The following is a 25,379-nucleotide window of genomic DNA, read 5'->3' as shown; positions in this document are numbered from 1 at the left end:
CAAATTGTGGTTTCAAATGGTTGGTGAGTACCTGCCCTAGGGTCGCCACGACGCACTCACGCAACCTTTTATTGACAAGGTGGATGATGGTGTGTGTCCCTGAGTGACCCAATAAACTAATATAGGATTTCTATTCAATGATCAGGAATTTGCTTTTAATTGGTAGCGTGGCTTTGAGTCTTGCCGGTTGTGCCACATGGGATACGTCGAATGTCGAGCAGAATCGCCCGGCTGCGGCGGGCGCCCCCGTAGCGCCTGACACTATTGTGGTCACATCAGGGGACATTACAAATCGTCCGTACCAGAAAATAGCAGATCTCAAGGTTGCGGTGAACAAGACCACAGCCTTTCACCCAAGTCCGACGAGTGAAATGGTGATCGAAAAGCTCAAGGCCGATGCCGCCTCGATTGGGGCTGACGCTGTGGTCAATGCAAAGGTCACTGACGTAACTGTATCGGCGCTCAGCTGGGGAACTCGTAAAGGAACCGGGGAAGCGGTGAAGTTCACCAACTGAACCCATCGGCATATGCATCTCTTCAGATCGGCATGATTGGATATGGGCAGGTCTGAGGTGGTGCGATCAGAGTGGGCGATATCCCACCACCTCTCTTACCCCTCAAACATCCAACTCCTCCACGAACCGCGCGTTCTCGGAGATATACTGGAACCGTAGTTCCGGCTTCTTCCCCATCAACCGCTCGACCAGATCGCTGGTCTGGCCCGGTTCGTCCTCGTCAATGGTGACGCGGATGAGTTTGCGGGATTTCGGGTCCATCGTGGTCTCTTTGAGATCCTTGGCGTCCATTTCACCCAGACCCTTGAAGCGGGAGACGTCGATCTTGCCTTTGCCGCCCAGACCCTTGGCCAGCCAGACATCACGCTCGGCCTCATCCAGACAGTAGACGCGCTTTGACCCTTGCGTCAGGCGATAAAGCGGCGGGCAGGCGAGATAAAGATGGCCCGCGTCAATCATCGGCCGCATTTGCGTAAAGAAGAACGTCATCAAAAGCGCCGCGATATGCGCCCCATCGACATCGGCGTCGGTCATGATGATGATCTTGTCATAACGCAGGTCATCGAGATTGAATTTCGTCCCCAGCCCGACGCCCAGCGCCTGTGTCAGATCGTTGATCTCCTGATTGCTGCCCAGCTTGGACGAGGCGGCGCCCAGCACGTTGAGAATCTTGCCACGCAGGGGCAAGAGCGCCTGAATCTTGCGGTCGCGGCCCATTTTGGCTGAGCCCCCCGCAGAATCGCCTTCGACAATAAACAATTCCGTGCCCTCTCGGGTGCTGGAGGAGCAATCCACCAGCTTGCCGGGCAGGCGCAGTTTCTTGGTCGCGGTCTTGCGCTGCGTCTCTTTCTCTTGGCGACGCCGCAGCCGTTCCTCGGCCCGCAGGACGAGGAAATCAAGGATTGCGCCTGCGGATTTGGTATCCGCCGCCAGCCAGTTGTCGAAATGGTCGCGCACAGCGCCTTCGACCATGCGCGCGGCGTCGGTGGTGGCAAGGCGGTCCTTGGTCTGGCCGACGAATTCCGGCTCTCGAATAAAGCAGGACACCAGCGCGCAGCCGCCCGCAAGCAGGTCCTCGCGGGTGATCTGCGCCGCCTTGCGGTTGTTGGAGAGCTCGCCGTAAGCCTTGATTCCCTTGAGGATCGCGGCCCAGAACCCGGCCTCATGCGTGCCACCCTCGGGGGTGGGCACGGTGTTGCAATAGGATTGGATGAACCCGTCGCGCGCGGGCGTCCAGTTGATTGCCCATTCCACCTTGCCCGGCACGTTGTATTTATCGCGGAAATCCACGGTCCCGGCAAAGGGGCGCTCGGCATAGGTGGTGGCACCGCCCAGCGCCTCACCAAGGTAATCCGCAAGACCACCTGGAAATTTGAACGTGGCCTCCTGCGGTGTCTCGCCATCGGCAATCTCGGTCTTCCAACGGATCTCGACGCCGGAAAAGAGATAGGCCTTGGAGCGCGACATTTTGAAGAGCCGCGCCGGTTTCAGCGTGAGAGAGCCAAAGATCTCGGGGTCGGGATGGAACGTCACCGAGGTGCCGCGTCGGTTTGGGGCAGCACCGATCCTCGCCAAGGGTGCCTGCGGCATGCCGCGCGAGAACTCCATCATGTAAAGCTCGCGGTTGCGCGCCACCTCGACTCGCAGATGATCCGAGAGCGCGTTGACAACCGACGAGCCGACGCCGTGCAGGCCGCCCGAGGTCTGATAGCTGTCACCCGAGAATTTGCCGCCTGCGTTCAGCGTGCAAAAGATGATCTCCAACGCGGATTTCTTGGGGTCCTTGGGGTGTGGATCGACCGGAATGCCGCGCCCGTTGTCGCGCACGCTGACATGGCCATTGGCGTGCAATTCCACCTCGATCCATGTCGCATGGCCCGCGACCGCCTCATCCATCGAGTTGTCGATGATCTCGGCCACCATGTGATGCAGGGCGCGATCATCCTTGCCGCCGATATACATGCCGGGGCGCAGGCGGACATGCTCCATATCCTCGAGCACCTGAATGGAAGAGGCGTCATAGTCGGATTTCGGGGTGGGCGAGAGAAGATCGTTCATGCCACTGCTCTTTTATGTTTTTTTGGGTTGGGCGACAGTATGACAGAGCGGGCTGGGCGGGGGAAGTGGCTGCGGCCTACACGCCTGCCTGCGCCCGTAACCAATCGGCCATTTCCCCGGCATCGCTCAGGCGTTGGGCCAATCGGATGATCCGTTGCCCGACGTCTTCGGGCTGCCACACAATCTCGATGCCATTCAGGTCAAGGCAGACGTCCATCGCCTGATGCGCCGTGCGCTTGTTGCCATCGTTGAAGCAGTGCCCCTGCGAGATCGCCTCGGCATAGCTGGCCGCAAGATCAAAGACGTCTTCGATCATCCCGTAAAGAATACGATTGTCGACGCGCGCCAAGGCCCCTTCGAGCGATTTGTCGCGCGCACGCCCCGGCAGTTCACCGGGGTTGAGAACCGCATCGTGAATCGCCTCGACAAGCTCGACCGAGAGAAGCAGAAAGCTCATTTGTCCTTGAGATACTCAAGCACTGGCTGGTTCTCGGCTCTCCGCTTGCGTATGGAGGCCATCACCTCGTCCATCGTCGCATAGCGCGGCTCTTGTTGCATCGTGGCTTCTTCGGGCACGAGATAGCCGATGCATTTGGAGTTCTTCATGATCGCCACCGGCTTGCCGCCTGCCGCGTCGAAAACCTTTTGCGGTTCGCGCAATTCGGTCATGGTGCAGATCTGATTGGTCAAGAGGCGTTTCATGGGATGATCCTTTGGGTGCATGTTTTAATATACACTCGAATACACATTACTTCAACCTCTGCTGCAGATAGCGCGCGCAGCCGACGAGGGCGGCGGCATCATCGGTGATCAGATGGATCGGCATATCCTCCATGATCGGCCGATAGGGGCCTCTGGCACTGAATTTCGCGCGAAACTCCGGCGTGCCCAGCATCGGGGCCAAGGCACGCGCCAGCCCGCCAATCAGGAATACGCCCCCGGTTGCCATATGGGAGAGCGCCAGATTGCCCATGACATTACCCAGAATTTCAAGAAAGAGGGTGAGAGTCTCGGCGCAATCCCCCTCCCCCTGTGCCGCCTGCGCAAGGATTTCCGGAGCGGTGGGCGTCACGCCAGTGCGCAAGCGATGCAGACGCATGAGACCTGAGCCGGACAGGAGCGCCTCATAAGGCCGATGCGGCACCTCTGTGCCCAAGGCCGAAATCACCGCGTTGGCCGCATCGCCCAGATACGGCAGGCCGGAATGACCGGCCTCCGCGGGGGGCACCAAGAGGTCAGCGCCAACCCGATGCACCACCGCAATATTGCTGCCTGTGCCCAGCCCCAGCACCATGCGCGGGCCGTCCGGGTCGGGATGCCCTGCAAAAATGGGCGTGATGTTCTGCGGATCGAGATCATCCAGCGCATAGCCCTGCGCCTGAAGGTCATTGATCAGATGCACCTCGGCTGCGCCCGTGGCGCGGGAAATCTCGGCCCCGTCGATGAACCAGTCGAGATTGGTCAATTGCGCCGTGCCCGCCCGTACCGGCCCCGCCACCCCGGCGCAGATCGCATCGGGCCGCGCGCCCCGGTCCGCGAGATACCCCACCAGCATCGGCAGCAAACCGGCAAACTCCGCGTTTACAAAGCGCTGCACGCTGCCCGGCATCAGCCGCCCGTCCAAAGTCAGCGCCAGCCGTGTATGGCTCGCGCCTACATCGGCGACGAGCCCCTCAGCCATCGCGCCAACGCGCCACCGTCGCCCGCGCTGCCTGTGCCAGCATCACCACGTCGATGCCCACCGCCAGAAACTGCGCGCCCCAATCGGCATAGCGCTGCGCAGTGGCGTGATCGAGCGCGAGAATGCCCGCCGCCTTGGGCGAGGCGGCGATCAGGGCCAAGGCACCGCGAATGACCTCTTGCACCTCTGCCGCGTGGCTATCGCCGACAAAGCCCATATCAACCGCCAGATCCGAGGGGCCGATAAAGACACCGTCCACGCCTTCGACCGCGAGAATATCCTCGAGCGCCTCAATCCCCGCCATGCTCTCGACCTGTACGATCAGGCAGATTTGCGCATTGGCGGTAGGGATGTAGTCCTTGATCCGAGAGAAATCGGACGCGCGCGCCAGAGCAGCGCCCGATCCGCGAATACCCTCGGGCGGATAGCGTGTGGCGCGCACGAGGGCGCGGGCCTGTTCCGCGCTCTCGACCATCGGGATAATCAGGCTCTGCGCGCCCGCGTCCAGCACCTGCTTGATCGCCCAAGCCTCGCCCATCGGCAGGCGCACCACCGGCCGGCTCTGCCGCCCCGCCAGCATCGCCAATTGCGCCGAGATCGAGCGCAGATCGTTGGGCGCATGCTCTCCGTCGATCACCAACCAGTCAAACCCGGCGCTGGCCAGAACCTCGGTCGCGTAAGGATCGGCAAACCCGGCCCAGCATCCAATCAGGCGCTCGCCACGCATCAGCGCGGATTTGAAACGGTTTTCTGGGGCGGGCATGGGGCGGCACTCCTTTGACAGACCGGCGCAGCATAGACCGCGCCCGCGCGCTTTGGCGAGAGCCAAGACGGGGTTTACTTTGCCCCGCAATCCCCCCAGAGATTGCCCGATGAATACGCATCTCAAAGGATTGATCATCACCGCGCTCGGCGTGCTTTTCGTCGTGCCGGACTCGCTTTTCGTGCGGCTGATTGACGGGGACGCGGCGAGCATCGCCTTTTGGCGCGGCATCACGGCGGGGTCTGTGATCCTGACGGGTGTGCTGACCACCCAAGGGCTGCGCGGCATCAGGCAGGTGGTGCAAACCGGCAAGCCGGGTCTGCTCTATACCTTCCTGATTGCCATCACAGCACCGGGTTTCGTCTTTGCCGTCAGCCTCACCAGTGTGGCGAATGTGGTCTTCATCCTTGCGTCCATGCCGGTCTTTGCCGCGATTTTCAGCCGCATTTTTCTGGGCGAGGCGATCAGCCAACGCATGATCCTGACCATGCTGGGCGTGTTCGCAGGGCTGGGCGTGATTGCCTGGGGATCAGGCGAGACACATGGCGCGCATTGGCATGGCGATCTGATTGCGCTTGGGGTCTCGGCCAGCTTTGCGGGCGCGATGACCACGGCACGGCAATTGCGCGCTGTGTCGATGATCCCGTCGATTCCGCTGGCCTTTCTGGGGGCGTCGCTGGCGATTGCTCCATTTGCTCAGCCCATGGCAGTCTGGCAGGGCAACTGGCCTCTCATTCTTGCGCATGGGGCGTTCATCAGCGTCTCGACCTGTCTGTTGACGCTTGGACCGCGCTACATCGCCTCGGCTGAAGTGGCACTTTTGATCCTGCTCGAATCCGTATTGGCCCCGCTGCTCGTTTGGACCGTGGTGGGCGAGGATCCCGGAGTTTGGGCGATCATCGGTGGAGCGGTTGTGATCGGGGCGTTGTTTGCCTCAAACCTCTGGGCGTTGTCGCGCAACAAGCGGTTGCGCAACCGCCCGCAACCGCGCACGGGACCACCAGTCTGACTGGTCTGCGGCGGTTCAGAAGTTTGCCGTAACCCCCGGCAGCTTGAGCGCCTTGATCAGATCGCGCAGCTCCTGACGCGCGGCGATATTCGAGATATTGAGCCCCTTGACCCCGATATCCTTGAGGTCAAGCAGAGTCAGACCGCGCGGGAACAATTCCCGAAAGATCACCCGCTCGTTGAACCCCGGCGCCACACGAAAACCGATCCGCTTGGCGAGGTTGTCGACAGCATCGCCCATCTTCTTCTTGTTAACCATCTGCTGTGCGCCCAGACGGTTGCGGACCACGACCCAGTCAATTGCGCGCAGACCGGCCTGCGCCCGCAACTGTCGGGCGCTCCAGACCATTTCGGAATAGACCGAGGGGCCAAGGATTTTCTTGCCGTCGCTGTCGATATGCGCCAGCAAGTCGAAGTCGATGAAACTGTCGTTGAGGGGGGTGATCAGCGTATCGGCAAGACTATGCGCCACCTGACTGAGACGGGTGTGCGATCCGGGGCAGTCGATCACGATGAAATCGCTATCTGCCTCCAGCTCAGCGACCGCAGCCGAAAGCCGTCGGTCATAGACATTCTCGCCCGGTTTGAGCTGATCCGCCGCCACCTCCGGCAGCTCATGATAGCGCGGGCTGGGCAGGTCGAGCCCGGATTTCTCCATGAATTTCGCACGGTTCTCGGCGTAGCGGCCAAAGGTTTTTTGCCGCAGATCGAGATCCAGCGCGCTGGTTTTATGGCCCATGCGGGCCAGAGCGGTTGCCACATGCATCGACACGGTAGATTTGCCCGCGCCGCCCTTTTCGTTGCCGACGACGATGATATGCGCCATTGTCTATTTCCCCTTGGTCGCGAGATGCGCGTCTCCGACGCCCCCGGTCTTTTTGCCTGACAGTAACCGCCTGCGCTGCAATAGGGAAGTGCGCCCCGACTGGTCAAGCGCCTTTGGCTCTGGCACCTGCCCTGAGGGAACGCTAGGGTCGCGCCATGACGCAAACTGCACTGACATATTCGCCGGATCAGGCCGAGGCGCATGACCGCATTGCCGAGGCTCTGCGCACGGTCGGGGTCGATCTCGACTCTGGGGCATTGACCCCGCCACGCGAAGGCAAAAGATCTGTGCTGGCCGTCACCGGCAAGGCAGGGTCAGGCAAGACGCTGCTCTTGGCCGCGCTCTATCGCGCGTTGGAAGAGGCAGGCGTCGATATCGTCTCGGGCGATTACGAGAGCCGAAAACGTCGCGATAAACGCACCTTGGCCATCCTCGCCCCAACCAACAAGGCCGCGAGCGTGCTGCGCATGCGCGGCGTGCCCGCCACCACCATCCACCGCATTCTCTACACACCCGTCTATCATCCGGAATACGAGAAAATCGCCGAATGGCTGGCAGGCCAGGGCGAGCGGCCAGAGATCGAAGGGCTGACCGATCTGGCGCTCGACCGTGCCTTTGCCTTTTACCAGAGCAACAAATCCATCCCCGGCGCCTTGGCCGCTGCGGGTCTGCGCGGATCCGATTTCATCACCGGCTGGAAGCGGCGGGAAGAGCCGCTGGATATCGGGTTTGTCGATGAGGCGAGCATGCTGGACACGCAGCAATTCGAAGATCTGCAAGAGATTTTCCCGACCCTGCTGCTCTTTGGCGATCCGGCGCAGTTGCCGCCCGTCAAATCCACCGGCGGTATGGTGTTTGAAACCCTGCCCGCGCCCGCGCGGCTGGAACTGAGCCGCATTCATCGGCAGGACGCAGACAATCCCATCCTTGATCTGGCCCACGCCCTCGCTGATCCTGCGCTGGAGTTTCACCATTTCGAGCGGATGATCGAGGACGCCGCCCGCCGCGATGAACGCGTAAGATGGGCCGAACGGGTCGAGGTCGATCTGATGGCGCGCTCGCCGGTCCTTGTCTGGCGCAATGCCACGCGCATCCGCCTGATCAACGCCTTTCGTGCCGTGCATGGCGCGCCCGAGACCGCGCTCTTGGCGGGAGAGCCGCTGATCTGTGACGGGATCGAGCTGCCGCTCAAGCATCGCAAGAAGCGGCTTGATCTCGAGGCGCGCGGGCTGATCAAGGGCGCGCAGGTGGTTTACCTCGGGCCGGGGCGCAAACCCGGCTTTTCGCGCCTGCATGTGATCGGGGCCGAAGACCCGCAAATCTCGGCGGCCTCCATCGTCAAGATCGAGAAGCCGGATGAGGAAGAACCGTTCATTCCCTTTGCCGCGAACATGGGGGCCACCTTTCTGCATGGCGCGGCGGTAACGATTCACAAGGCGCAGGGCAGCCAATGGCCTGATGTGCAAGTGTTCGCGCCTGACATCTACGCCGCCGCGCAGATGGGCCGGTCAGAAGCGGGACAACCCCTCTGGAAACGGCTGGCCTATGTGGCGATCACCCGCGCTGAAGAGCGCCTGCACTGGATCGTGCGCAACCGGCTGTCCAAACCTACGGCACCGCTCACGGTCGATGATTTACGCGGAGGGCCTGCGCCCCTGCAACTCGAACAGGAGGAAGAGACATGAAAACCGTTCTGATCACCGGGGCGAGCGCCGGTATCGGGGCCGCCTGCGCGCGGAGCTTTTTAGAGGCGGGCTGGAATGTGGGCCTGATGGCGCGTCGGGCCGAGGCGCTGGAACAGGTGGCCCAAGGCCACGACAATGCCGTGATCCTGCCCGGAGATGTCACTGACCCCGGCGATGTGGTGCGGGTGTTCGAGGATTTCATTGCGCGGGCCGGCCGACTGGATGTGCTCTTCAACAACGCCGGCAGCTTTGGCCGCGCCGCGATGATCGACGAGCTGAGCTATGAGGAATGGCGGCAGGTCGTGGATGTGAACCTGCACGGCATGTTCCTCTGTGCGCGCGCGGCCTTTGCCCAGATGCGCAATCAATCCCCGATGGGGGGGCGGATCATCAACAACGGCTCGATCAGCGCCCATGCGCCGCGCCCCGGTTCGGTGGGCTATACCACCACCAAACATGCGATCACCGGCTTGACCAAGACGCTCAGCCTTGATGGACGCCCCTATGATATCGCGTGCAGCCAGATCGACATCGGCAACGCCCGGACCGAATTGCTGGAAGGGATCATCGCCGCCAATCCCGACGCGCCGCCGCCCACGATGGACGTCGAGCATGTGGGCGCATCGGTGCTGCACATGGCTGATCTGCCGCTAGAGGCGAATGTGCAATTCATGACACTGATGGCGACAAAAATGCCGTATATTGGGCGCGGTTGAAGGCCGGGGATCACACCCGCCGCACATCGACCGTTTGCCAGAGTGGACGCGCCCAGTCTTCGGTTTCCATGAAGGCCACATCGCTTGCGTCCCGGCCAGAGCCGATCACCACCATGTCGGCGGCGCTGCTCATGCCGGTGGCATCGACAAGGTGCCACGCCCCCTCCAGCCAGACTTCGGCCACCGCGTGAAAATCCGGCGGGTCCACATCAGCGCCATAAACTGAGGTGTAGCGTGCCGGGATATTGCCCGCACGGGCCAGACTGCACACAAGATGGGCATAGTCCCGGCATACCCCTTTGCGGGCGATGAAACTATCCACGGCCGAGGTTGTGGCACCGGATGAGCCAGACACATAGCTGATCTCGGACCGGGCCCAATCCACAATCGCCGCAATCCGCGCGCCACCCTCAAGGCCGCGAAACTGTTGGGTTGCGAATTCGGTCAGGAGATCCGACTCGCAGAACCGCGAGGGGCGCAGGTAGCTGACCACGTCGCCGGGCAGGTCGCGCATCGGCGTGGCTGCAAGCCCCTCTAGCCCCGAGCCGACGCGCGTGACCTCGACCAATGCGCGATACCGCAGCTTCATCCGGTCGCTGGTCACATGCGCCCAGACCCGCCGCCCCGGCATGCCCTCGACGTTGATCCAGCGCAGATCGGCGCCCTCGACATCGAGTGTGCTCTCGACCACGATCTGCCCATCGGTCTGGGCCGCCTCCAACGTCAAAAGCACGGTGTCATGCCCCGTCAGTTGATAGTCCATGGTCACGTCGATGTTCAGGCGCATTGGCTCACTACCTTGATCATAGGGTTAGGTGTCACGGCGTAAGGTGCGCGGCCCGATACGGGTTTTAGCCGCGCCGCATCGCTTGAAAGGCTGCAGACGCACCCCAGCCTGCTGCGATGGCAATGGCCAGCGACATCAGGCCATAGACCAGCGGCTTCTGCCGGGACAAGGTGTAAAGCCAGCGTTCCAGCCCCACCTTCTGGACGTCGATCACGGTCTCGAATTGTGACACGACGCGCCCCTCTCGGGTCAGGAATATGCGCGTGAGATACTCCCCTTCGGTCAGGTTGGCCGGGAGTTGGATCGCACCGCGAAAGAGCGTTTCCTGATCCAGCACCACAGCGCCTTCGCGCATGGCGTAGGCCCCTTGATCGCGGCGGATACGGATCAGGGCATCGGTAAAACGCTCGGCATCCTCTGCCATGCTGGCCGCCCCGACAGAGCGGATCGCACGCGGGATTGACACCCGGTGTCGGAGATCCTCGGTATCCGACATCACCTTATCGAGCGGCCCCGTTGTGGCCACTGCATAGAAACTCGGGGCTGCGTCAAGCACGACCATATCGGTATTCACCCAGATGCCAAACCGGCGGTCCTTGCGCCGCACGGTAACCGGCTCTGACGGTCCTGCGACGGTGATGACCACGTCCATCGGCACATCGGGGATTGGGGCTTCGCGCTTGACGGCCCCAAAAATCAGGATCTCGGACCCCTCAAAGGTGGCGGTGATGGCCACCTTGGCCTTGCTGAGGCCAAGAACCACCTCTTCGGCGCGCAGCGGCATTGCGGCCAGACCAAGCAAGAGCGCCAGACGCCAGAGCATCACGGTCCCCCGTCCGTACCGAGAGAATACAGCTCCGACGGCGTGGCCAAAAGATCGAACGCCAGCTTGCCACAGACCGACAGAACCATGATCGCCAAGAGGATGCGCAATTGCTCGGCTTTCATCCGGGTGCCGATCGAGGTGCCGAACTGTGCGCCGATCACGCCCCCCACCAGCAAGAGCACGGCCAATGCGATATCAACCGTGTAATTGGTTGTCGCATGCAAGAGCGTGGTGAAGGCAGTCACAAAGATGATCTGAAAGAGCGAGGTGCCAACCACGACCTTGGTCGGCATGCCCAGCAAATAGATCATCGCGGGCACCATGATAAAGCCGCCGCCGACGCCCATGATCGCCGCCAGAATACCAACGCTGGTGCCAACCAAGAGCGGCGGGATCACTGAGATGTAGAGACCACTGGTGCGGAACCGCATCTTGAACGGCAGGCGATGGACCCACCCATGTTTCTTGCGCTTGGGAACCACGCCGCGCCGAGTGTTGCGGATAGCGCGCAGGCTCTCGATGAACATCATCCCACCGATAACGCCTAGAAAAACCACGTAGCAGAGCGTGACCAGCAGATCGACTTGGCCGAGCGACTTGAGGTAATTGAAGACAAAAACCCCCATTGCCGCACCAATCAGGCCGCCAATCAACAGGACCGTACCCATTTCAAGGTCAACGGTCTTGCGCCTGAAATGCGCCAGGACTGCGGAAAAGGACGCGGCCATGATCTGATTGGCCCCAGTCGCCACCGCGACCGCTGGCGGAATACCGATAAAGAACAGCAGCGGCGTCAGGATAAATCCACCGCCCACGCCGAACATGCCCGAAAGAATCCCCACGAGTCCACCCAGCCCCAACAGGAGAAAGGCGTTGACCGACACCTCGGCTATGGGGAGGTAAATCTGCATGGCAATTCCTAGCGCCATGTCCCTGCGGTTTGCAAGGGCGGGGGCGCGCTCGGGCAAGCAGGTCTGATGATTTTCTCAAATCTGGACCTATGCGGCGGTCTTTGCTGTCAGTCCAGCGCCTTGGTCAGGATCAGGGCGTCAATTTTGGTGCCTTTGGCGCGTGTGTAATAGCCAGCCCGGCGCGCGGCCTCTGCGAACCCCGCCCCAAGATATAGGCGCAGCGCCGCCGCATTGTCCTCGGCCACCTCAAGAAAGGCGACCCCAGCGCTCCGTGTTCGGGCCGCATCCTCGAACGCGGCAAGACATTGGCGTGCAAGCCCTAGGCGGCGATACGCGGGGTCGGTGGCCAGAGTCAGGACTTCAGCCTCCTCGGCAATCACTCGACCCAAAAGAAAGGCTCGCGCATCGCCCACGGTAAATACAAAACTGCTCTCCAGAAGCCCAGCAAACTCCGGCGCTGTCCAAGCACGACCAGAGCCCGCAAAGGCGCGGGCGTGACAGGTCGCCAGCGTCTCAGGCGTCATCCAGAATCACCGGCGGCAGATCGCGCGCGGGTGCGGCATCTGCGGGGCGCACATAGAGCGGTGCGGGCGGCGGGCTATCCTCGGGCGCAAGAGAGGCCAGCCGCGCGATGAGTGTGGCCAAATCTGCCGGTTTAGGGGGCAGGAGGGGGCTGGCGACCGAGTGCATCTCTGTTAGTTCCGGTGTGGTGTTTAGGCGTTGCACATAGCCCATGTCGCGCGGGGCGGGCACGCAGGGCGTGCCGTCGCGCGCCTGCGACCGGATCGCCTCAAGCGTGCTGATGCCAATCGTGGGAATATCAAGGCTGAGGGCTAAACCCCTTGCTGCGGCTACAGAAATTCGGATACCGGTAAAGTTTCCGGGGCCGATGCCGACGCCGATCCGGGTCAGATCGCGCCATGTCACCCCGGCCTCATCCAGGATCTCTTGCAAAAGTGGCATGAGCCGTTCGGCCTGCCCGCGCCCCATTTCTTCGCTGTGTGACGCCACCACCCGGTCGCCCCGCAACAAAGCGGCCGCGCAATGCGCGGCCGATGTGTCAAATCCCAGCGTCAGTGGCTCAGAGGCCAACAGGGCGCACCTCTGTCACCTCGGGGATGTAATGGCGCAGCAGGTTCTCGATGCCCATCTTGAGCGTGATGGTCGAAGAGGGACAACCGGCGCAAGCGCCCTGCATATGCAGATAAACCACGCCACGGTCAAAGCCGTGAAAGGTGATGTCGCCGCCATCCTGCGCCACGGCGGGACGGACGCGGGTATCCAGCAACTCTTTGATCTGGTTGACGATTTCAGAATCTTCGCCGCTGTGTTCGGCATGACCAGAGGCCCCGCCACCCTCGCCCAGCATGACCGGCTGACCGGATTGGTAATGCTCCATGATCGCCCCCAGAATGGCGGGTTTGATATGGTCCCACTCGGTCGCCTCACCCTTGGTGACGGTCACGAAATCATTGCCAAAGAACACACCTGACACGCCCGGCACACGGAAAATCCGCTCGGCCAGTGGCGATTTCTCGGCCCCCTCGGCGGTCGGAAAATCTGCGGTGCCAGCGTCCAGCACGGTCTGGCCCGGCAGGAATTTCAGCGTCGCGGGATTGGGGGTGGATTCGGTCTGGATGAACATGGCAGCGCCCTCTCGTGGTTGCCTTAGATATGCGCGCCGCATCGGGCGGTGTCAAGGTTTAGAACCATTCTAAGATGTTCCGAGCACGCCCGACAGTGTCTTAGCGTACGCTTGTGCGGTCAAACCGTACAGTCCAACGCTCAGGTGATCGCCTCGAGTCGCTCCTTGGTCAGATCACCGGGGACGATGGTGATCGGGATGGGCAGGGTGCCTGCCGTCTTGGTCAATTGCGTGACCAGCGGACCGGGCCCCTTCTTGCCGGTGGCCGCACCGAGAACGAGCACGCCGATGGCCGGGTCGTCCTGCACTTGGGCGATGATCTCGACCGCAGGATCACCTTCGCGGATCACCAGCTCCGGGTCGATCCCCTGCTTGTCGCGCATCCATTTGGCGAAGACCTCGAAATGCGCCTCGATCCGCTCGCGCTGTTCCTCGCGCATAAGATCGCCCACGCCGATCCAGTGGTTGAATTCCTCGGGCGGGATCACCGCGAGGATTTCCACACCGGCCCCGGTATGGGCGGCACGCATCGCGGCAAAGCGCATGGCGTTAAGACATTCGCGGCTGTCGTCCAGCACGACGAGAAACTTGCGCATGGGTCCAATCTCCTCAGGCGCGCATCATGCCGTGGAATTTTGACGGGGGCAATCGGAGAGTCGGTGGCGCTGCTCGCGAACCCCAGAGGGACTTTAGGTCAGATGAAACCGGGACCGGTGGTCAGTCGAAGGTGCCGGCAACACGTCCCAAGAGCATGAAAGCGCGGGCGGTACGGGTTTCGGACAGTTCCGAAATTTCCGCATCGCTGGCAGTTTCCGCGAATTGGGTAAACATCCGGTCAAAGCGGCGCAGAAAGTGATGTGCTGCGTCACGAAAGATCGTGTCCTGTTTCATCCGCGCCGCCGTCAGCGCCAGCGATGAGCGGTCCCGGATACCGCCCAAGGCGGCAATGGTGCGGCCACGCTCGCCGCCAGCAAAGCGGCGCCAGAGCTCGGGGCGGGCCATGTCGGGGCGCAGGTCGTCCATGTAGATGCCGTCATGCGACATCAGGGTCAGGATATCCTGCGAGGCGCGGATCAACTGGGCAGTGGGCCGATCCTTGAGCGCGCGGCGCAGTGCGGCAAAACCGACCTTGTCCTCGGGGTTGTCAGGGAAGTTCAGCGCGCGGATGAAATCGGAGCGTTCCAGAGGGGCCTGCATATCCTCGGCCGAGGTGCCAAGCGGCAGCGACACCTGATCGCCGGGATCGGCGGGCGAGGGGGCCGGGGCCAGCACCGGGCGTGGCTCTGGCAGGCCGACGCGAATCGACGAGAATGTTGCCAATGCCGTTTCTGTCTTGCGTTGGGCCGCGGCGATTTCATCGAGTTTCTGACTGACCGTCTTGTCGACGGTCTGGCCCAGGGTCTGACTCTGGGTGACATAGGCGTTGCGGATCGCGTCGATGGCCGCGCGCAAGCGGCGGCTTTCCTCGCGCATCACGCGGCTGGTGCGGGCGGCGGTTGCTCCGACCCAGATCATCGCGACCGGCATGAAGACCGCAATCAGCACGATCACGAAGTGCAGCGCACTGCCCCCTGCCTCGCCGCCCGGAGCGAGTACGAGAAAAAAGATCGCGGTGCCGATCAGCCAGAGCGCAGAGAGCGCGACGGCAATCAATTCAATCGACGTCACGCCGTCGGTGTCAGATTTCGTGTCGAACCCCTTGGCGGGTCCGGTGTCGCTGCGGGGTGGGCGCATGTGCTGGCTGCCTGATCAAATATAGGCGACCTTTATCACCTCATAGGCGCGATCACCACCGGGCGTGCGCACTTCGACGCTATCGCCCTCTTCTTTGCCGATCAACGCCCGTGCAATCGGCGATTTTATGTTCAAGAGACCCTTTTCGATGCTGGCCTCATACTCTCCCACGATCTGATAGGTGCGTTCTTCGTCGGTATCCTCGTCCACCAAGGTAACAGTCGCGCCGAACTTGATCGCGCCCGACAGCTTGGCTGGGTCGATCACCTCGGCAAGGCTGAGAATACCTTCGAGTTCCTTGATCCGGCCTTCGATAAAGGACTGCTTTTCCTTGGCCGAATGATATTCGGCGTTCTCGCTCAGGTCGCCATGTTCGCGCGCCTCGGCGATGGCCCGGATGATCGCGGGCCGCTCAACCGATTTGAGCTGTTTCAGCTCGACCTCAAGCGCGGCATGGCCGCCCGCCGTCATCGGGATCTTTTCCATATCAACCGTCCATTGTCAGAAGCGGGGCCGCTGGATAGCAGGCCCCGTCAGGTCACGCATCGAATTTCGACCCAGCTTGCCCGAAGCGCGCGCCCGATTGCAAGAGCGGATCACGCGAGGCGACGGATTCAACGCTACACGCGTGACAAATTGCCGTTTTCCATCTGGTTTTACGTCGTGTTTCAATTGACGCTTGGCGCCTGCGCAGGCTAGTCACACTCGCAACTTTGTTGCGCGGCAGGGTATGGTTGCAGCGCCCCGGAAAAGGATGAGGACGATGACCGAGATAACACGCGAGACGATGGACTATGACGTGGTGATCGTGGGCGCAGGCCCGGCCGGTCTGTCAGCGGCGATCCGCCTCAAGCAGCTTGATCCCGATTGCGCTGTTGTGGTGCTGGAAAAGGGGTCCGAGGTGGGCGCGCATATCCTGTCGGGCGCGGTGCTCGATCCTTGCGGCCTGACTGCGCTGATCCCGGATTGGAAAGAGCGCGGCGCGCCGCTGAATACGCCGGTGAAAGAGGATAATTTTTACATGCTGGGCGAGGCGGGCAAGGTCCGCGTGCCGAATCTTCCGATGCCGCCGCTAATGAACAACCACGGCAATTACATCGTCAGCATGGGTAATGTCTGTCGCTGGATGGCGGAGCAGGCCGAGGAGCTGGGCGTCGAGATTTTCCCCGGCATGTCCTGCTCTGCGATGGTTTACGGCGAGAATGGTGAGGTCAAAGGCGTCGTCGCCGGTGAGTTTGGCAAGAACGAGGATGGCACGCCCGGCCCGAACTATGAGCCGGGGATGGAGCTGCATGGCAAATACGTGTTCCTGTCCGAGGGCGTGCGCGGCAGCCTCGCCAAAGAGGTGATCGCCAAATACGATCTGTCCAAGGGTCATGAGCCGCAGAAATTCGGGCTTGGCATGAAAGAGATCTGGGAGGTCGATCCCGCCAAGCATCGCGAGGGCACGGTCACGCATACGATGGGCTGGCCGCTGGGCAGCAACGCGGGCGGCGGGTCATTCATCTATCACCTTGAGAACAATCAGGTTTACGTGGGCTTTGTGGTGCATCTCAACTACAAGAACCCGTATCTCTATCCCTATATGGAATTCCAGCGGTTCAAGCATCATCCGATGGTGTCCGAGTTGCTCAAGGGCGGCAAGCGCGTGGCCTATGGCGCGCGTGCCATTTCCGAAGGAGGGTATCAGTCGATGCCCAAGATGGTGGCGCCGGGTGTGGCGCTCTTGGGGTGTTCGGTGGGCATGGTCAACGTGCCGCGCATCAAGGGCAATCACAATGCCATGCTCTCGGGCAAGGCGGCGGCAGAGGCGGCGCATGCCGCGCTGGCCGCAGGGCGTGCGAGTGATGAGTTGAACGATTACGAGACCGAAGTGCGCAGCGGCGCGATTGGCAAAGATCTCAAGAAGGTCCGCAATGTCAAACCGCTCTGGTCGAAATATGGTCTGCTGACCTCGCTTGGTCTGGGTGGGTTCGACATGTGGACCAACACATTCGGTTTCTCGGTTCTGGGCACGATGGGGCATGGCAAGAGCGATGCCGCCGCCACCGAACCGGCGGCCAAGCACAAGCCGATCGACTATCCCAAGCCAGACGGCAAGCTGAGTTTTGACCGGCTGACCAATGTCAGCTTCTCGATGACCAATCACGAGGAAAGCCAACCTGCGCATCTGCAGTTGAAGGATGCATCGGTGCCCATTGGCGTGAACCTGCCGAAATATGACGAGCCCGCGCAGCGCTATTGCCCGGCGGGGGTTTACGAGGTGGTGCGCGAAGAGGGCAAGGACCCGCGTTTTGTCATCAATTTCCAGAACTGCGTGCATTGCAAGACCTGCGACATCAAAGACCCCAGCCAGAATATCAACTGGGTGACGCCGCAGGGTGGCGACGGCCCGAACTATCCAAACATGTAACCATCCCGTGAGATCAAGGGTGCGGCGCGGCTAAAATGCTGCGCCGCATTGCCTTGGGGGGGCGGGCATATTACCTTTGAGTGAAATCAGACCATAAAAGGCAGGACAGCGTGACCTATCGAACCCTTCCGGCGCTTGCACTCACCGCCCTCTTGCAGGTCATGCCCCTGCCTGCGGTGGCCGAAGAGGCACCGGGCCCCTATCTTGCGGCGCAACAGGCGCGCGCCACAGGCGATTTTGCCGCTGCTGCGCAGTATTACGCACAGGCCTTGACCCGTGACCCGTCAAACCCGGCGCTGATGGAAAATGCCACTGTCGCCTATCTGGCGCTGGGCAGGCTGGACGCAGCGGCCGCGATCGCGCGCAAGATCGAGTCCGATGGGCTGCGCAGTCAGGTGAGCCAGATGGCGCTGGTGGCGCAGGAAACGCGTGAGGGGCAATGGGATGCCCTGTTGACACGGATCGAGGAAGATCGCGGTGTCGGCGATCTGGCGGATGGGATGATTGCGGCTTGGGCCGATCTGGGCAAGGGCGACATGACCTCGGCGCTGGCAAGGTTCGATGCGGTGGCCGAAGAACGTGGGCTGCGCAGCTTTGCGATTTACCACAAAGCGCTGGCGCTGGCCTCGGTCGGGGATTTCGAGGGCGCAGACAAGGTCTTCAGCGGCGAGGATGACGCTCCGATCCAGCGAACCCGGCGCGGTGTCATCGGTTGGGCGCAAGTTCTGAGCCAATTGGGCCAGCAGACGCGCGCGATCAGCATCATCGACGACACGTTCGGTAGCGACCTTGATCACGAGATCAGTGCCCTGCGCGCCAGTCTGGAAGCGGGCGAAAGCGTGCCCTTCAATCTGGTGAACAGCGCGTCGGACGGGATTTCAGAGGTGTTCTTCTCGCTCGGGCGCGCGCTGATGCAAGAGGCCAATGACGAGTATATCCTGATCTATGCCCGCGTGGCCGAGATGATCAAACCGGCGCATGTGGACGCCATCCTGATGGCCGCCGAACTGCTCGAGGATCTGGAGCGCTATGATCTGGCGATCGAGGCGTTCAAGCAGGTGCCGCGCGATCACCCATCCTATCATCTTGCGGAACTCGGGCGCAGCGATGTCTTGCGCCGCGCGGGCAAACCGGACGCGGCCATCGAGGTGCTGGAGCAACTGGCGACAATCTATCCCGACCTGCCGGAGGTGCATGTTGCGGTCGGTGATCTCTATCGGTCCCAAGAGAATTTCGCGTCCGCCGTGCCCGCCTATGACCGGGCGCTTGACCTGTACAACACGCGGGGCAGCGATCAATGGTTCGTGCACTATGCCCGCGCCATCAGCCACGAGCGTTTGGATAACTGGCCCGAGGCCGAGGCCGATTTCCGTCGCGCGCTGGAGCTCAACCCGGATCATCCGCAGGTGCTGAACTATCTCGGGTACACGATGGTTGAAAAGCACATCAATCTTGACGAGGCGCTGAACATGATCGAGCGCGCGGTCGCCGCACAGCCCGAGAGCGGTTACATCGTCGACAGTCTGGGATGGGTGCTCTATCGTCTAGGGCGCTATGAAGAGGCCATCGTGCATATGGAGCGCGCCGCCGAGTTGATGCCGACCGACCCCGTGGTCAATGACCATCTGGGCGATGTGCTCTGGGCCGTTGGGCGTCAGGTCGAGGCCCGGTTCCAGTGGAAGCGCGCGCTATCGCTGAACGAGAGCGAGCCCTCGCCCGATCTGGAGCCGGAGCGCGTGCGCCGCAAACTCGAAGTGGGCTTGGATCAGGTGCTGAAGGACGAGGGCGCGGAGCCTCTCAAACTTGTCAAAGATGGCAACTGACGGGTTCGCCCCCGCCAAGGTCAATCTGACACTGCATGTCACCGGGCGCCGAGCGGATGGGTATCATCTGCTCGATTCGCTGGTGGTCTTTGCCGATGTGGGTGACCGGCTGAGTCTGCGACCTGCCCCCGAGTCCCGGCTGAACGTGACCGGGCCAATGGCCGGGAGCGTGCCGCTCGGCCCTGACAATCTTGTGCTGCGGGCGGCAGCGGTGATGGGGATCGCCGCCGACATCACGCTGGACAAGCATCTGCCTGCGGCGGCGGGGCTTGGTGGCGGGTCAAGCGATGCGGCGGCCTGCCTGCGGGCGCTGTCAGAGATGGGCGGACTGACGCTCCCGAGCGATGTCTTGGCCCTTGGGGCCGATGTGCCGGTTTGCCTGCTGGCGCGCGCCGCGCGGATGCGCGGGATTGGCGAGGATGTAACGCCGGTGGTGGGCCTGCCGATGCTCGAGGCTGTGCTGGTCAATCCCGGCGTGCCGGTCTCGACGCCCGCAATCTTTGGCAGGCTCGCGCGGCGGGACAATCCGGCGATGCCCGAGGTATTGCCGACATGGCCCGATGCTAGGGCGTTGATTGCGTGGCTAGGCGCACAGCGCAATGACCTGCAAGGCGCGGCGCTTGCCGAAGAACCTGTAGTGGCCGATGTGCTGCGCGCGATTTCCGCGACGCAGCACTGTGCCTTGGCACGGATGTCGGGATCAGGGGCCACCTGTTTCGGGCTTTATCCCGATGCCGCCACCGCCAAGCGCGCGGCGCAAGCGCTGAGCGCGGCACACCAAAGATGGTGGGTGCAGGCCACGCGGCTTAGCTGATCCGCGCCACCACATAGCCTGCGAGGGAGTCGAGCATACGCTGCACCGGATGATCCGGCAGCACGGCTATCGCCGCGCGCGCACGGGTGGCCCAATCCAGCGCCTCGGCGCGGGTCTGCTCCAAGGCACCATGCGCCTGCATCAAGCCAAGGGCGTGATCCAGATCGCCATCGCGCTGATCGCCCTTTTCGATAGTGCGTTTCCAAAAGGCGCGTTCTTCGGCACTCGCCGCCGCCACCGCCTTGATCACCGGCAGGGTCAGTTTGCGTTCGCGGAAATCGTCACCGACGTTCTTGCCGGTCGATTTGACGTCACCCTGATAATCAAGCAGATCATCGACGATCTGAAACGCGATGCCCAGCGCATCGCCATACGCAAAGAGCGCCTTGACGTGATCCTCGGGCGCGCCTGCAATGACGCCGCCCACCTCGGTCGCGGCAGAGAAGAGCGCCGCCGTCTTGCCGCGCACGACTTGCAGATAGATGTCTTCGGTTGTGGCCAGATCCTGCGCCGCGCTGAGTTGCAGCACCTCGCCTTCGGCAATCGTGGCCGAGGCGTTGGACAGGATATCAAGCACCCGGAGCGAGCCCGGCTCGACCATCAATTGAAAGGCGCGGGCAAAGAGGTAATCGCCCACCAGCACGCTGGATTTGTTGTCCCAGAGCAGGTTGGCGGTGGTGCGACCCCGCCGCTGCGCGCTCTCGTCCACCACGTCGTCATGCAAGAGCGTGGCGGTGTGGATGAATTCCACTGTCGCGGCCAGATGCACATCAAACGGACCGTCATAGCCACAGAGATCCGCGGTCGCCAAAACCAGCATCGGGCGCAGGCGCTTGCCGCCCGCCTCGACCAGATGCGCGGTCACTTGCGGGATGCGCGGTGCATGGCGGGACGCCATCCGCTCGCGGATCAACACATTTACCGCGTCCATCTTGGTCGCCAGATGGGCGGCCAATTGTTCATGCGGCTTGGTGGCGATTTCGTCCAATCCCATACTTCCCCCGTCAACACGGCTCGACATAGTGCGCGTCATGCTCTTATCTATGGCCTATGAAACAGCTTTTACGTACCAACGATATCGCGTCCATCGCCTTTGCTCAGGCGCTTCTTCAAGGCGAGGGTATAGACTGCTTTGAAATGGACGTAAACATGAGCATCCTGGAAGGATCAATCGGCATTTTCCCGCGCCGTTTGATGGTTGCGACGGCCGATTACGAAGAGGCGCGCACCACGCTCATCGACAATGGTTTCTCGCTTGAGGACTGAGCCCTTTGCCGAAGAAGAGCTGAGTGACGATGCCTTTTTGGGTGGGCGTCTACGGATAGCACAGCCGAAAACAGGCTATCGCGCCGGCGTCGATCCGGTGCTCTTGGCGGCCAGCGTTCCGGCGCGTGCGGGTCAAACCCTGCTGGATCTGGGCTGCGGGTCGGGGATTGCGGCGCTCTGTGTTGCGGCGCGGGTGCCGGGGGTCTCGCTGGCGGGGCTGGAGATTCAGCCCGCCTATGCGGCGCTGGCACGCCGGAATAGCGCAACCAATGGTCTGGCGCTCGATGTGACGGAGGGCGACATTGCGGATCTGCCCGCCGGGCTGCGCGCGCGGCAATTCGATCATGTGATCCTCAATCCACCCTATTTCGACCGCGACCACAGCACCGCCGCCGAGGATTCGGGCCGCGAGCGGGCGATGGGCGAGGCGCTGCCGCTGGCGGATTGGGTGCGCGCGGCCGCGCGGCGCGCGCGCGCGGGCGGCACCGTGACGGTCATTCAAAGGGCCGAACGATTGCCGGATTTTCTAGCGACGATGGCAGCGCATCTAGGTAGCCTCGAGATCTTGCCACTGATTCCGCGCCGGGGCCGCGCCGCGCGGCTGATTCTGGTCCGCGGGCGCAAGGGTGGCCGCGCCGCGCTGCGGCTGCACGACGGTTGGCTGCTGCACGCCGGGCACGACCATGGGCAAGATGGCGAAGATTACACCCCTGCCACGTCAGATGTGCTCAGGAATGCGGCAGCGCTGCCTTTCCCCGCATAATATATCTAAAATGCCGCAGGCAATGCACCGCGCAGTTTGCAGGTGCAGCGTGACAGTATTGTAAAAATGTGGTGCACTTCCCATGTCGAATAGACACCCACCACACAGAGGAGACTGCCCATGAGCTTGAGTTCGCATATCGAAGAACTGAAGAAGAAACATCACGCGCTCTCGGAACAAGTGGAACGGGCGCAGCGCGCGCCGGGCAGCAGCACGCTAGAGATTGCGGAGCTGAAAAAGCAGAAACTCAAGATCAAGGAAGAGATAGAACGCCTGTCGGTCAACGCCTGACACGTTTGTGCCTCTCAACACGGGTCTTGTCCGCCAATAGGGTGCGGACAAGGCCTTTTTAATGTCTGCCCCGCAGATCCGCGATCACTCCACCACGCGACAAGTGAGATTGATCCGCCCGCCCCCGCGCAAGAGGCTGGAACTGCCCGGTCTGATCCGGTCCACCCCGTGATAAGCCAGCCGCGCGGCACCGCCCATCACCACCACATCGCCGGAATTGAGCCAGAGCGATTCGGTCTTGCCCCCGCGCGCCAGCGTGCCGATGCGAAACAGCGCATCATCCCCCAGAGAGACCGACAAAACCGGCCAGTTGAAATCTGCCTCGTCGCGGTCCTGATGCATCCCCATCCGCGCCCCCGGCGCATAGAAATTGATCAAGCAGCAGTCGGGCATCCGCAGATCGCTGACCAATGCCTGCCAAATCTCCAGCACCGGTGCAGGGATCGCAGGCCATCCCATGCCTTGGGGGTGCTGACGCGCATAGCGATAGCCGCCCCGCTCACTAATCCAGCCATAGCGCCCCGCAGAGGTCATGCGCACGCTCATGGGTTTGCCAGAGGGCGTGACCGGCTGCAGGAGCGGTGCCTGTGCCACCACGTCGCGCAATTCCGTCACCAGATCGGCCTGCATCTGCGGGTTGAGCCATCCCTTGTAGATCGCGAAATCCCTCAGGATCAGCGTGGGCTCTGTCATCGCATGCCTCCTTTTGCCTCACACAGGGCCAATTTGGACCAAATTTGAGAATTAGCCCGACAGCGACCGCTTGCAGGGGCACATTCCCCTGCCTATATACGCCCGGAAACACTGGTCATGCCATTGGCAGACCTGTCATTCACCGGGGGCCGGATGCCGGAACGGGTCGGGCCTCTGTCATATCGCCTAAGTTAGAAGGGATCGAACAACATGGCCAAAGTTATTGGTATTGACCTCGGCACCACCAACAGCTGCGTCGCGATCATGGACGGCTCTCAGGCCCGCGTGATCGAAAACTCTGAGGGTGCGCGCACAACGCCCTCGATCGTCGCATTCACAGAGACTGAGCGTCTCGTCGGCCAGCCCGCCAAGCGGCAGGCTGTGACCAACCCGGAGAACACCATCTTTGGTGTCAAGCGCCTGATCGGTCGTCGTGCAGACGACTCGTTTCTCGCCAAGGACAAGAAGAACATGCCGTTCACCGTCATCGACGGCGGCAATGGTGATGCCTGGGTCAAGGCGCGCGACGAGAAATATTCACCCTCGCAGATTTCCGCCTTCATTCTCGGCAAGATGAAGGAAACCGCCGAGAGCTATCTTGGTGAAGAGGTGACGCAGGCCGTCATCACCGTGCCCGCCTATTTCAACGACGCCCAGCGTCAGGCCACCAAGGACGCCGGCAAGATCGCCGGTCTCGAGGTGCTGCGCATCATCAACGAACCGACCGCCGCAGCGCTGGCCTATGGGCTGGACAAGCAAGAGACCCACACCATCGCGGTCTATGACCTTGGCGGCGGCACATTCGACGTGACCATCCTCGAGATTGACGATGGTCTGTTCGAGGTGAAGTCCACCAACGGCGATACGTTCCTCGGCGGTGAAGACTTTGACATGCGCATCGTCAACTACCTTGCCGATGAGTTCAAGAAAGAGCACGGCGTCGACCTGACCAAGGACAAGATGGCGCTGCAGCGCCTCAAAGAAGCCGCAGAGAAGGCCAAGATCGAGCTCAGCTCCAGCAGCCAGACCGAGATCAACCAGCCGTTCATTTCTATGGGCTCCAATGGCCAGCCGCTGCACATGGTGGTCAAACTGACCCGCGCCAAACTCGAGAGTCTGGTGAATGATCTCATCGCCGCCTCGCTCAAGCCCTGCAAGGCCGCGCTCAAGGATGCGGGCCTGACCGCCGCCGACATTGACGAAGTGGTTCTGGTGGGGGGTATGACCCGCATGCCCCGCGTCGTCGAAGAAGTGACCAAGTTCTTCGGCAAAGAGCCGCATAAGGGTGTGAACCCTGACGAGGTTGTTGCCATGGGTGCCGCCATTCAGGCCGGTGTGCTTCAGGGCGATGTCAAGGATGTGGTGCTGCTTGATGTGACGCCGCTGTCGCTCGGGATTGAAACGCTGGGTGGCGTGTTCACCCGCCTTATTGACCGCAACACGACGATTCCGACGAACAAGAGCCAGATCTTTTCGACCGCAGAGGACAACCAATCGGCTGTGACGATCCGTGTGTTCCAAGGCGAGCGGGAAATGGCGGCAGACAACAAGATGCTGGGCCAGTTCAATCTGGAGCACATCCCGCCCGCGCCGCGCGGCATGCCCCAGATCGAGGTGACATTCGACATCGACGCCAACGGCATCGTGTCCGTGTCGGCCAAGGACAAGGGCACCAACAAGGAACAGAAGATCACGATCCAGGCATCGGGTGGTCTCTCGGACGAAGACATCGAAAAGATGATCAAGGACGCCGAAGAGAATGCCGAGTCCGACAAGGCCCGTCGCGAACTGGTCGAGGCCCGCAATCAGGCCGAAAGCCTCATCAACTCGACCGAAAAGTCGATCGAGGAACATGGCGACAAGGTCGATCCGACTACCGTCGAGGCGATCGAATTGGCCATTGCCGCGCTCAAGGACGAGCTTGAGACCGACAATGTCGGCAAGATCAAGTCCGGCATTCAGAACGTGGCCGAAGCGTCGATGAAACTGGGTGAGGCGATCTACAAGTCCAGCCAGAGCGACCCCGACGATGAGCCGCGCGCGGCGGATCGTGGCGGCGATGAGGATGACATCCTTGACGCCGACTTTGAGGATCTCGACGACAACAAACGCGCCTGAGGCCGTTTTGAACCCAGCGAGGGCCGGCTCGGCAGAGATGTCG

At 61.8% G+C, this 25,379-nt stretch carries 28 protein-coding genes; 11 read left to right on the top strand and 17 right to left on the bottom strand.

The window, feature by feature from the left end; all coding sequences use genetic code 11:
• The first annotated feature begins 137 nt into the window (after positions 1-137).
• Positions 138-515 carry a hypothetical protein gene (locus ACSSVY_RS00900; RefSeq protein ID WP_454267486.1) on the top strand — a complete coding sequence of 126 codons (378 nt, stop codon included), beginning with the start codon at positions 138-140 and terminating at the stop codon, positions 513-515.
• 102 nt (positions 516-617) lie between these two features.
• Here ACSSVY_RS00900 and parE read toward each other — a convergent pair whose 3' ends face one another.
• The 5 genes from parE to ACSSVY_RS00875 form a co-directional block, all read right to left on the bottom strand.
• The gene (gene parE, locus ACSSVY_RS00895; RefSeq protein ID WP_454267485.1) at positions 618-2,573 is read right to left on the bottom strand and encodes a DNA topoisomerase IV subunit B; all 1,956 of its coding nucleotides are present in this window, start codon (positions 2,571-2,573) and stop codon (positions 618-620) included.
• A 76-nt stretch (positions 2,574-2,649) separates the two neighbouring features.
• Positions 2,650-3,030, bottom strand: a complete 381-nt coding sequence (locus ACSSVY_RS00890; RefSeq protein WP_454267484.1) for a type II toxin-antitoxin system death-on-curing family toxin — start codon at positions 3,028-3,030, stop codon at positions 2,650-2,652.
• Complete coding sequence (locus ACSSVY_RS00885; protein ID WP_454267483.1) at positions 3,027-3,275, bottom strand: hypothetical protein; 249 nt, start codon at positions 3,273-3,275, stop codon at positions 3,027-3,029. The genes ACSSVY_RS00890 and ACSSVY_RS00885 overlap by 4 nt, the downstream gene beginning before the upstream one ends.
• Before the next feature lie 46 nt (positions 3,276-3,321).
• Positions 3,322-4,254 (bottom strand): glucokinase, encoded by a 933-nt coding sequence (locus ACSSVY_RS00880; protein WP_454267482.1) that lies wholly within the window; start codon positions 4,252-4,254, stop codon positions 3,322-3,324.
• Complete coding sequence (locus ACSSVY_RS00875; RefSeq protein WP_454267481.1) at positions 4,247-5,017, bottom strand: aldolase/citrate lyase family protein; 771 nt, start codon at positions 5,015-5,017, stop codon at positions 4,247-4,249. Before ACSSVY_RS00875 ends, ACSSVY_RS00880 begins: the two co-directional genes overlap by 8 nt.
• Positions 5,018-5,126: 109 nt before the next feature.
• Here ACSSVY_RS00875 and ACSSVY_RS00870 point away from each other — a divergent pair, with 109 nt between their 5' ends.
• Positions 5,127-6,026, top strand: coding sequence for a DMT family transporter (locus ACSSVY_RS00870; protein ID WP_454267480.1), 900 nt, complete (start codon positions 5,127-5,129; stop codon positions 6,024-6,026).
• A 15-nt stretch (positions 6,027-6,041) separates the two neighbouring features.
• On the opposite strand, the gene ACSSVY_RS00865 is transcribed toward ACSSVY_RS00870, so the two are convergent.
• Positions 6,042-6,851 carry a division plane positioning ATPase MipZ gene (locus ACSSVY_RS00865; RefSeq protein WP_454267479.1) on the bottom strand — a complete coding sequence of 270 codons (810 nt, stop codon included), beginning with the start codon at positions 6,849-6,851 and terminating at the stop codon, positions 6,042-6,044.
• Positions 6,852-7,006: 155 nt separating this feature from the next.
• Here ACSSVY_RS00865 and ACSSVY_RS00860 point away from each other — a divergent pair, with 155 nt between their 5' ends.
• A complete protein-coding gene (locus ACSSVY_RS00860; protein WP_454267478.1) occupies positions 7,007-8,536 on the top strand; it encodes an ATP-dependent DNA helicase in 1,530 nt (509 codons plus the stop codon).
• Positions 8,533-9,252, top strand: a complete 720-nt coding sequence (locus ACSSVY_RS00855; RefSeq protein ID WP_454267477.1) for an SDR family oxidoreductase — start codon at positions 8,533-8,535, stop codon at positions 9,250-9,252. Before ACSSVY_RS00860 ends, ACSSVY_RS00855 begins: the two co-directional genes overlap by 4 nt.
• A gap of 10 nt (positions 9,253-9,262) precedes the next feature.
• Here the strand turns inward: ACSSVY_RS00855 and ACSSVY_RS00850 are convergent, their stop codons facing one another.
• The 9 genes from ACSSVY_RS00850 to greA form a co-directional block, all read right to left on the bottom strand.
• Positions 9,263-10,039, bottom strand: a complete 777-nt coding sequence (locus ACSSVY_RS00850; protein WP_454267476.1) for a transglutaminase-like domain-containing protein — start codon at positions 10,037-10,039, stop codon at positions 9,263-9,265.
• A 64-nt stretch (positions 10,040-10,103) separates the two neighbouring features.
• On the bottom strand, positions 10,104-10,862 hold the full coding sequence (locus ACSSVY_RS00845) for a TIGR02186 family protein (protein ID WP_454267475.1): 759 nt from the start codon (positions 10,860-10,862) through the stop codon (positions 10,104-10,106).
• Positions 10,862-11,776: a sulfite exporter TauE/SafE family protein gene (locus ACSSVY_RS00840; protein ID WP_454267474.1), complete on the bottom strand. Its 915-nt coding sequence runs from the start codon at positions 11,774-11,776 to the stop codon at positions 10,862-10,864. Before ACSSVY_RS00840 ends, ACSSVY_RS00845 begins: the two co-directional genes overlap by 1 nt.
• Positions 11,777-11,883: 107 nt before the next feature.
• On the bottom strand, positions 11,884-12,300 hold the full coding sequence (locus ACSSVY_RS00835) for a GNAT family N-acetyltransferase (RefSeq protein ID WP_454267473.1): 417 nt from the start codon (positions 12,298-12,300) through the stop codon (positions 11,884-11,886).
• Positions 12,290-12,868, bottom strand: coding sequence for a tRNA (adenosine(37)-N6)-threonylcarbamoyltransferase complex dimerization subunit type 1 TsaB (tsaB, locus tag ACSSVY_RS00830; RefSeq protein WP_454267472.1), 579 nt, complete (start codon positions 12,866-12,868; stop codon positions 12,290-12,292). The genes ACSSVY_RS00835 and tsaB overlap by 11 nt, the downstream gene beginning before the upstream one ends.
• Entirely contained in the window at positions 12,858-13,421 is a 564-nt protein-coding gene (locus ACSSVY_RS00825; protein ID WP_009816938.1) for a NifU family protein, read from the bottom strand. Before ACSSVY_RS00825 ends, tsaB begins: the two co-directional genes overlap by 11 nt.
• Positions 13,422-13,561: 140 nt before the next feature.
• Positions 13,562-14,017, bottom strand: coding sequence for a universal stress protein (locus ACSSVY_RS00820; protein WP_009816937.1), 456 nt, complete (start codon positions 14,015-14,017; stop codon positions 13,562-13,564).
• A 121-nt stretch (positions 14,018-14,138) separates the two neighbouring features.
• On the bottom strand, positions 14,139-15,155 hold the full coding sequence (locus ACSSVY_RS00815) for a hypothetical protein (protein ID WP_454267471.1): 1,017 nt from the start codon (positions 15,153-15,155) through the stop codon (positions 14,139-14,141).
• A 15-nt stretch (positions 15,156-15,170) separates the two neighbouring features.
• Positions 15,171-15,641: a transcription elongation factor GreA gene (gene greA / locus ACSSVY_RS00810; RefSeq protein ID WP_454267470.1), complete on the bottom strand. Its 471-nt coding sequence runs from the start codon at positions 15,639-15,641 to the stop codon at positions 15,171-15,173.
• A 277-nt stretch (positions 15,642-15,918) separates the two neighbouring features.
• Here greA and ACSSVY_RS00805 point away from each other — a divergent pair, with 277 nt between their 5' ends.
• The 3 genes from ACSSVY_RS00805 to ACSSVY_RS00795 all read left to right on the top strand — a co-directional run bounded on the left by ACSSVY_RS00805 (position 15,919) and on the right by ACSSVY_RS00795 (position 20,205).
• Positions 15,919-17,568, top strand: a complete 1,650-nt coding sequence (locus ACSSVY_RS00805; RefSeq protein WP_454267469.1) for an electron transfer flavoprotein-ubiquinone oxidoreductase — start codon at positions 15,919-15,921, stop codon at positions 17,566-17,568.
• A 110-nt stretch (positions 17,569-17,678) separates the two neighbouring features.
• The gene (locus ACSSVY_RS00800; RefSeq protein WP_454267468.1) at positions 17,679-19,391 is read left to right on the top strand and encodes a tetratricopeptide repeat protein; all 1,713 of its coding nucleotides are present in this window, start codon (positions 17,679-17,681) and stop codon (positions 19,389-19,391) included.
• The gene (locus tag ACSSVY_RS00795; RefSeq protein ID WP_454267823.1) at positions 19,381-20,205 is read left to right on the top strand and encodes a 4-(cytidine 5'-diphospho)-2-C-methyl-D-erythritol kinase; all 825 of its coding nucleotides are present in this window, start codon (positions 19,381-19,383) and stop codon (positions 20,203-20,205) included. Before ACSSVY_RS00800 ends, ACSSVY_RS00795 begins: the two co-directional genes overlap by 11 nt.
• Here the strand turns inward: ACSSVY_RS00795 and ACSSVY_RS00790 are convergent.
• A complete protein-coding gene (locus ACSSVY_RS00790) occupies positions 20,198-21,199 on the bottom strand; it encodes a polyprenyl synthetase family protein (protein ID WP_454267467.1) in 1,002 nt (333 codons plus the stop codon). The two genes, ACSSVY_RS00795 and ACSSVY_RS00790, sit on opposite strands and share 8 nt — an antisense overlap.
• A 56-nt stretch (positions 21,200-21,255) precedes the next feature.
• Here ACSSVY_RS00790 and ACSSVY_RS00785 point away from each other — a divergent pair, with 56 nt between their 5' ends.
• The 3 genes from ACSSVY_RS00785 to ACSSVY_RS00775 all read left to right on the top strand — a co-directional run bounded on the left by ACSSVY_RS00785 (position 21,256) and on the right by ACSSVY_RS00775 (position 22,525).
• Positions 21,256-21,471, top strand: a complete 216-nt coding sequence (locus ACSSVY_RS00785; protein ID WP_009816930.1) for a putative signal transducing protein — start codon at positions 21,256-21,258, stop codon at positions 21,469-21,471.
• On the top strand, positions 21,461-22,234 hold the full coding sequence (locus ACSSVY_RS00780; protein ID WP_454267466.1) for a tRNA1(Val) (adenine(37)-N6)-methyltransferase: 774 nt from the start codon (positions 21,461-21,463) through the stop codon (positions 22,232-22,234). The genes ACSSVY_RS00785 and ACSSVY_RS00780 overlap by 11 nt, the downstream gene beginning before the upstream one ends.
• 120 nt (positions 22,235-22,354) lie before the next feature.
• Complete coding sequence (locus ACSSVY_RS00775; RefSeq protein ID WP_008281304.1) at positions 22,355-22,525, top strand: YdcH family protein; 171 nt, start codon at positions 22,355-22,357, stop codon at positions 22,523-22,525.
• Between the two features lie 84 nt (positions 22,526-22,609).
• Here ACSSVY_RS00775 and ACSSVY_RS00770 read toward each other — a convergent pair whose 3' ends face one another.
• The gene (locus tag ACSSVY_RS00770; RefSeq protein WP_454267465.1) at positions 22,610-23,218 is read right to left on the bottom strand and encodes an alpha-ketoglutarate-dependent dioxygenase AlkB family protein; all 609 of its coding nucleotides are present in this window, start codon (positions 23,216-23,218) and stop codon (positions 22,610-22,612) included.
• Positions 23,219-23,428: 210 nt separating this feature from the next.
• Here ACSSVY_RS00770 and dnaK point away from each other — a divergent pair, with 210 nt between their 5' ends.
• On the top strand, positions 23,429-25,336 hold the full coding sequence (gene dnaK, locus ACSSVY_RS00765) for a molecular chaperone DnaK (protein ID WP_454267464.1): 1,908 nt from the start codon (positions 23,429-23,431) through the stop codon (positions 25,334-25,336).
• The last annotated feature ends 43 nt before the right edge of the window (positions 25,337-25,379 follow it).

This window comes from Roseovarius sp. MBR-51, from assembly GCF_053628575.1.
This window is presented reverse-complemented; position numbering and strand designations above follow the sequence as displayed.

What these genes read in the sequence shown, in the direction of transcription:
- ACSSVY_RS00900 (WP_454267486.1), top strand. Translation starts at nt 138, where the DNA reads ATGATCAGGAATTTGCTTTTAATTGGTAGCGTGGCTTTGAGTCTTGCC.
- parE (WP_454267485.1), bottom strand. Translation starts at nt 2,573, where the DNA reads ATGAACGATCTTCTCTCGCCCACCCCGAAATCCGACTATGACGCCTCT.
- ACSSVY_RS00890 (WP_454267484.1), bottom strand. Translation starts at nt 3,030, where the DNA reads ATGAGCTTTCTGCTTCTCTCGGTCGAGCTTGTCGAGGCGATTCACGAT.
- ACSSVY_RS00885 (WP_454267483.1), bottom strand. Translation starts at nt 3,275, where the DNA reads ATGAAACGCCTCTTGACCAATCAGATCTGCACCATGACCGAATTGCGC.
- ACSSVY_RS00880 (WP_454267482.1), bottom strand. Translation starts at nt 4,254, where the DNA reads ATGGCTGAGGGGCTCGTCGCCGATGTAGGCGCGAGCCATACACGGCTG.
- ACSSVY_RS00875 (WP_454267481.1), bottom strand. Translation starts at nt 5,017, where the DNA reads ATGCCCGCCCCAGAAAACCGTTTCAAATCCGCGCTGATGCGTGGCGAG.
- ACSSVY_RS00870 (WP_454267480.1), top strand. Translation starts at nt 5,127, where the DNA reads ATGAATACGCATCTCAAAGGATTGATCATCACCGCGCTCGGCGTGCTT.
- ACSSVY_RS00865 (WP_454267479.1), bottom strand. Translation starts at nt 6,851, where the DNA reads ATGGCGCATATCATCGTCGTCGGCAACGAAAAGGGCGGCGCGGGCAAA.
- ACSSVY_RS00860 (WP_454267478.1), top strand. Translation starts at nt 7,007, where the DNA reads ATGACGCAAACTGCACTGACATATTCGCCGGATCAGGCCGAGGCGCAT.
- ACSSVY_RS00855 (WP_454267477.1), top strand. Translation starts at nt 8,533, where the DNA reads ATGAAAACCGTTCTGATCACCGGGGCGAGCGCCGGTATCGGGGCCGCC.
- ACSSVY_RS00850 (WP_454267476.1), bottom strand. Translation starts at nt 10,039, where the DNA reads ATGCGCCTGAACATCGACGTGACCATGGACTATCAACTGACGGGGCAT.
- ACSSVY_RS00845 (WP_454267475.1), bottom strand. Translation starts at nt 10,862, where the DNA reads ATGCTCTGGCGTCTGGCGCTCTTGCTTGGTCTGGCCGCAATGCCGCTG.
- ACSSVY_RS00840 (WP_454267474.1), bottom strand. Translation starts at nt 11,776, where the DNA reads ATGCAGATTTACCTCCCCATAGCCGAGGTGTCGGTCAACGCCTTTCTC.
- ACSSVY_RS00835 (WP_454267473.1), bottom strand. Translation starts at nt 12,300, where the DNA reads ATGACGCCTGAGACGCTGGCGACCTGTCACGCCCGCGCCTTTGCGGGC.
- ACSSVY_RS00825 (WP_009816938.1), bottom strand. Translation starts at nt 13,421, where the DNA reads ATGTTCATCCAGACCGAATCCACCCCCAATCCCGCGACGCTGAAATTC.
- ACSSVY_RS00820 (WP_009816937.1), bottom strand. Translation starts at nt 14,017, where the DNA reads ATGCGCAAGTTTCTCGTCGTGCTGGACGACAGCCGCGAATGTCTTAAC.
- ACSSVY_RS00815 (WP_454267471.1), bottom strand. Translation starts at nt 15,155, where the DNA reads ATGCGCCCACCCCGCAGCGACACCGGACCCGCCAAGGGGTTCGACACG.
- greA (WP_454267470.1), bottom strand. Translation starts at nt 15,641, where the DNA reads ATGGAAAAGATCCCGATGACGGCGGGCGGCCATGCCGCGCTTGAGGTC.
- ACSSVY_RS00805 (WP_454267469.1), top strand. Translation starts at nt 15,919, where the DNA reads ATGACCGAGATAACACGCGAGACGATGGACTATGACGTGGTGATCGTG.
- ACSSVY_RS00795 (WP_454267823.1), top strand. Translation starts at nt 19,381, where the DNA reads ATGGCAACTGACGGGTTCGCCCCCGCCAAGGTCAATCTGACACTGCAT.
- ACSSVY_RS00790 (WP_454267467.1), bottom strand. Translation starts at nt 21,199, where the DNA reads ATGGGATTGGACGAAATCGCCACCAAGCCGCATGAACAATTGGCCGCC.
- ACSSVY_RS00785 (WP_009816930.1), top strand. Translation starts at nt 21,256, where the DNA reads ATGAAACAGCTTTTACGTACCAACGATATCGCGTCCATCGCCTTTGCT.
- ACSSVY_RS00775 (WP_008281304.1), top strand. Translation starts at nt 22,355, where the DNA reads ATGAGCTTGAGTTCGCATATCGAAGAACTGAAGAAGAAACATCACGCG.
- ACSSVY_RS00770 (WP_454267465.1), bottom strand. Translation starts at nt 23,218, where the DNA reads ATGACAGAGCCCACGCTGATCCTGAGGGATTTCGCGATCTACAAGGGA.
- dnaK (WP_454267464.1), top strand. Translation starts at nt 23,429, where the DNA reads ATGGCCAAAGTTATTGGTATTGACCTCGGCACCACCAACAGCTGCGTC.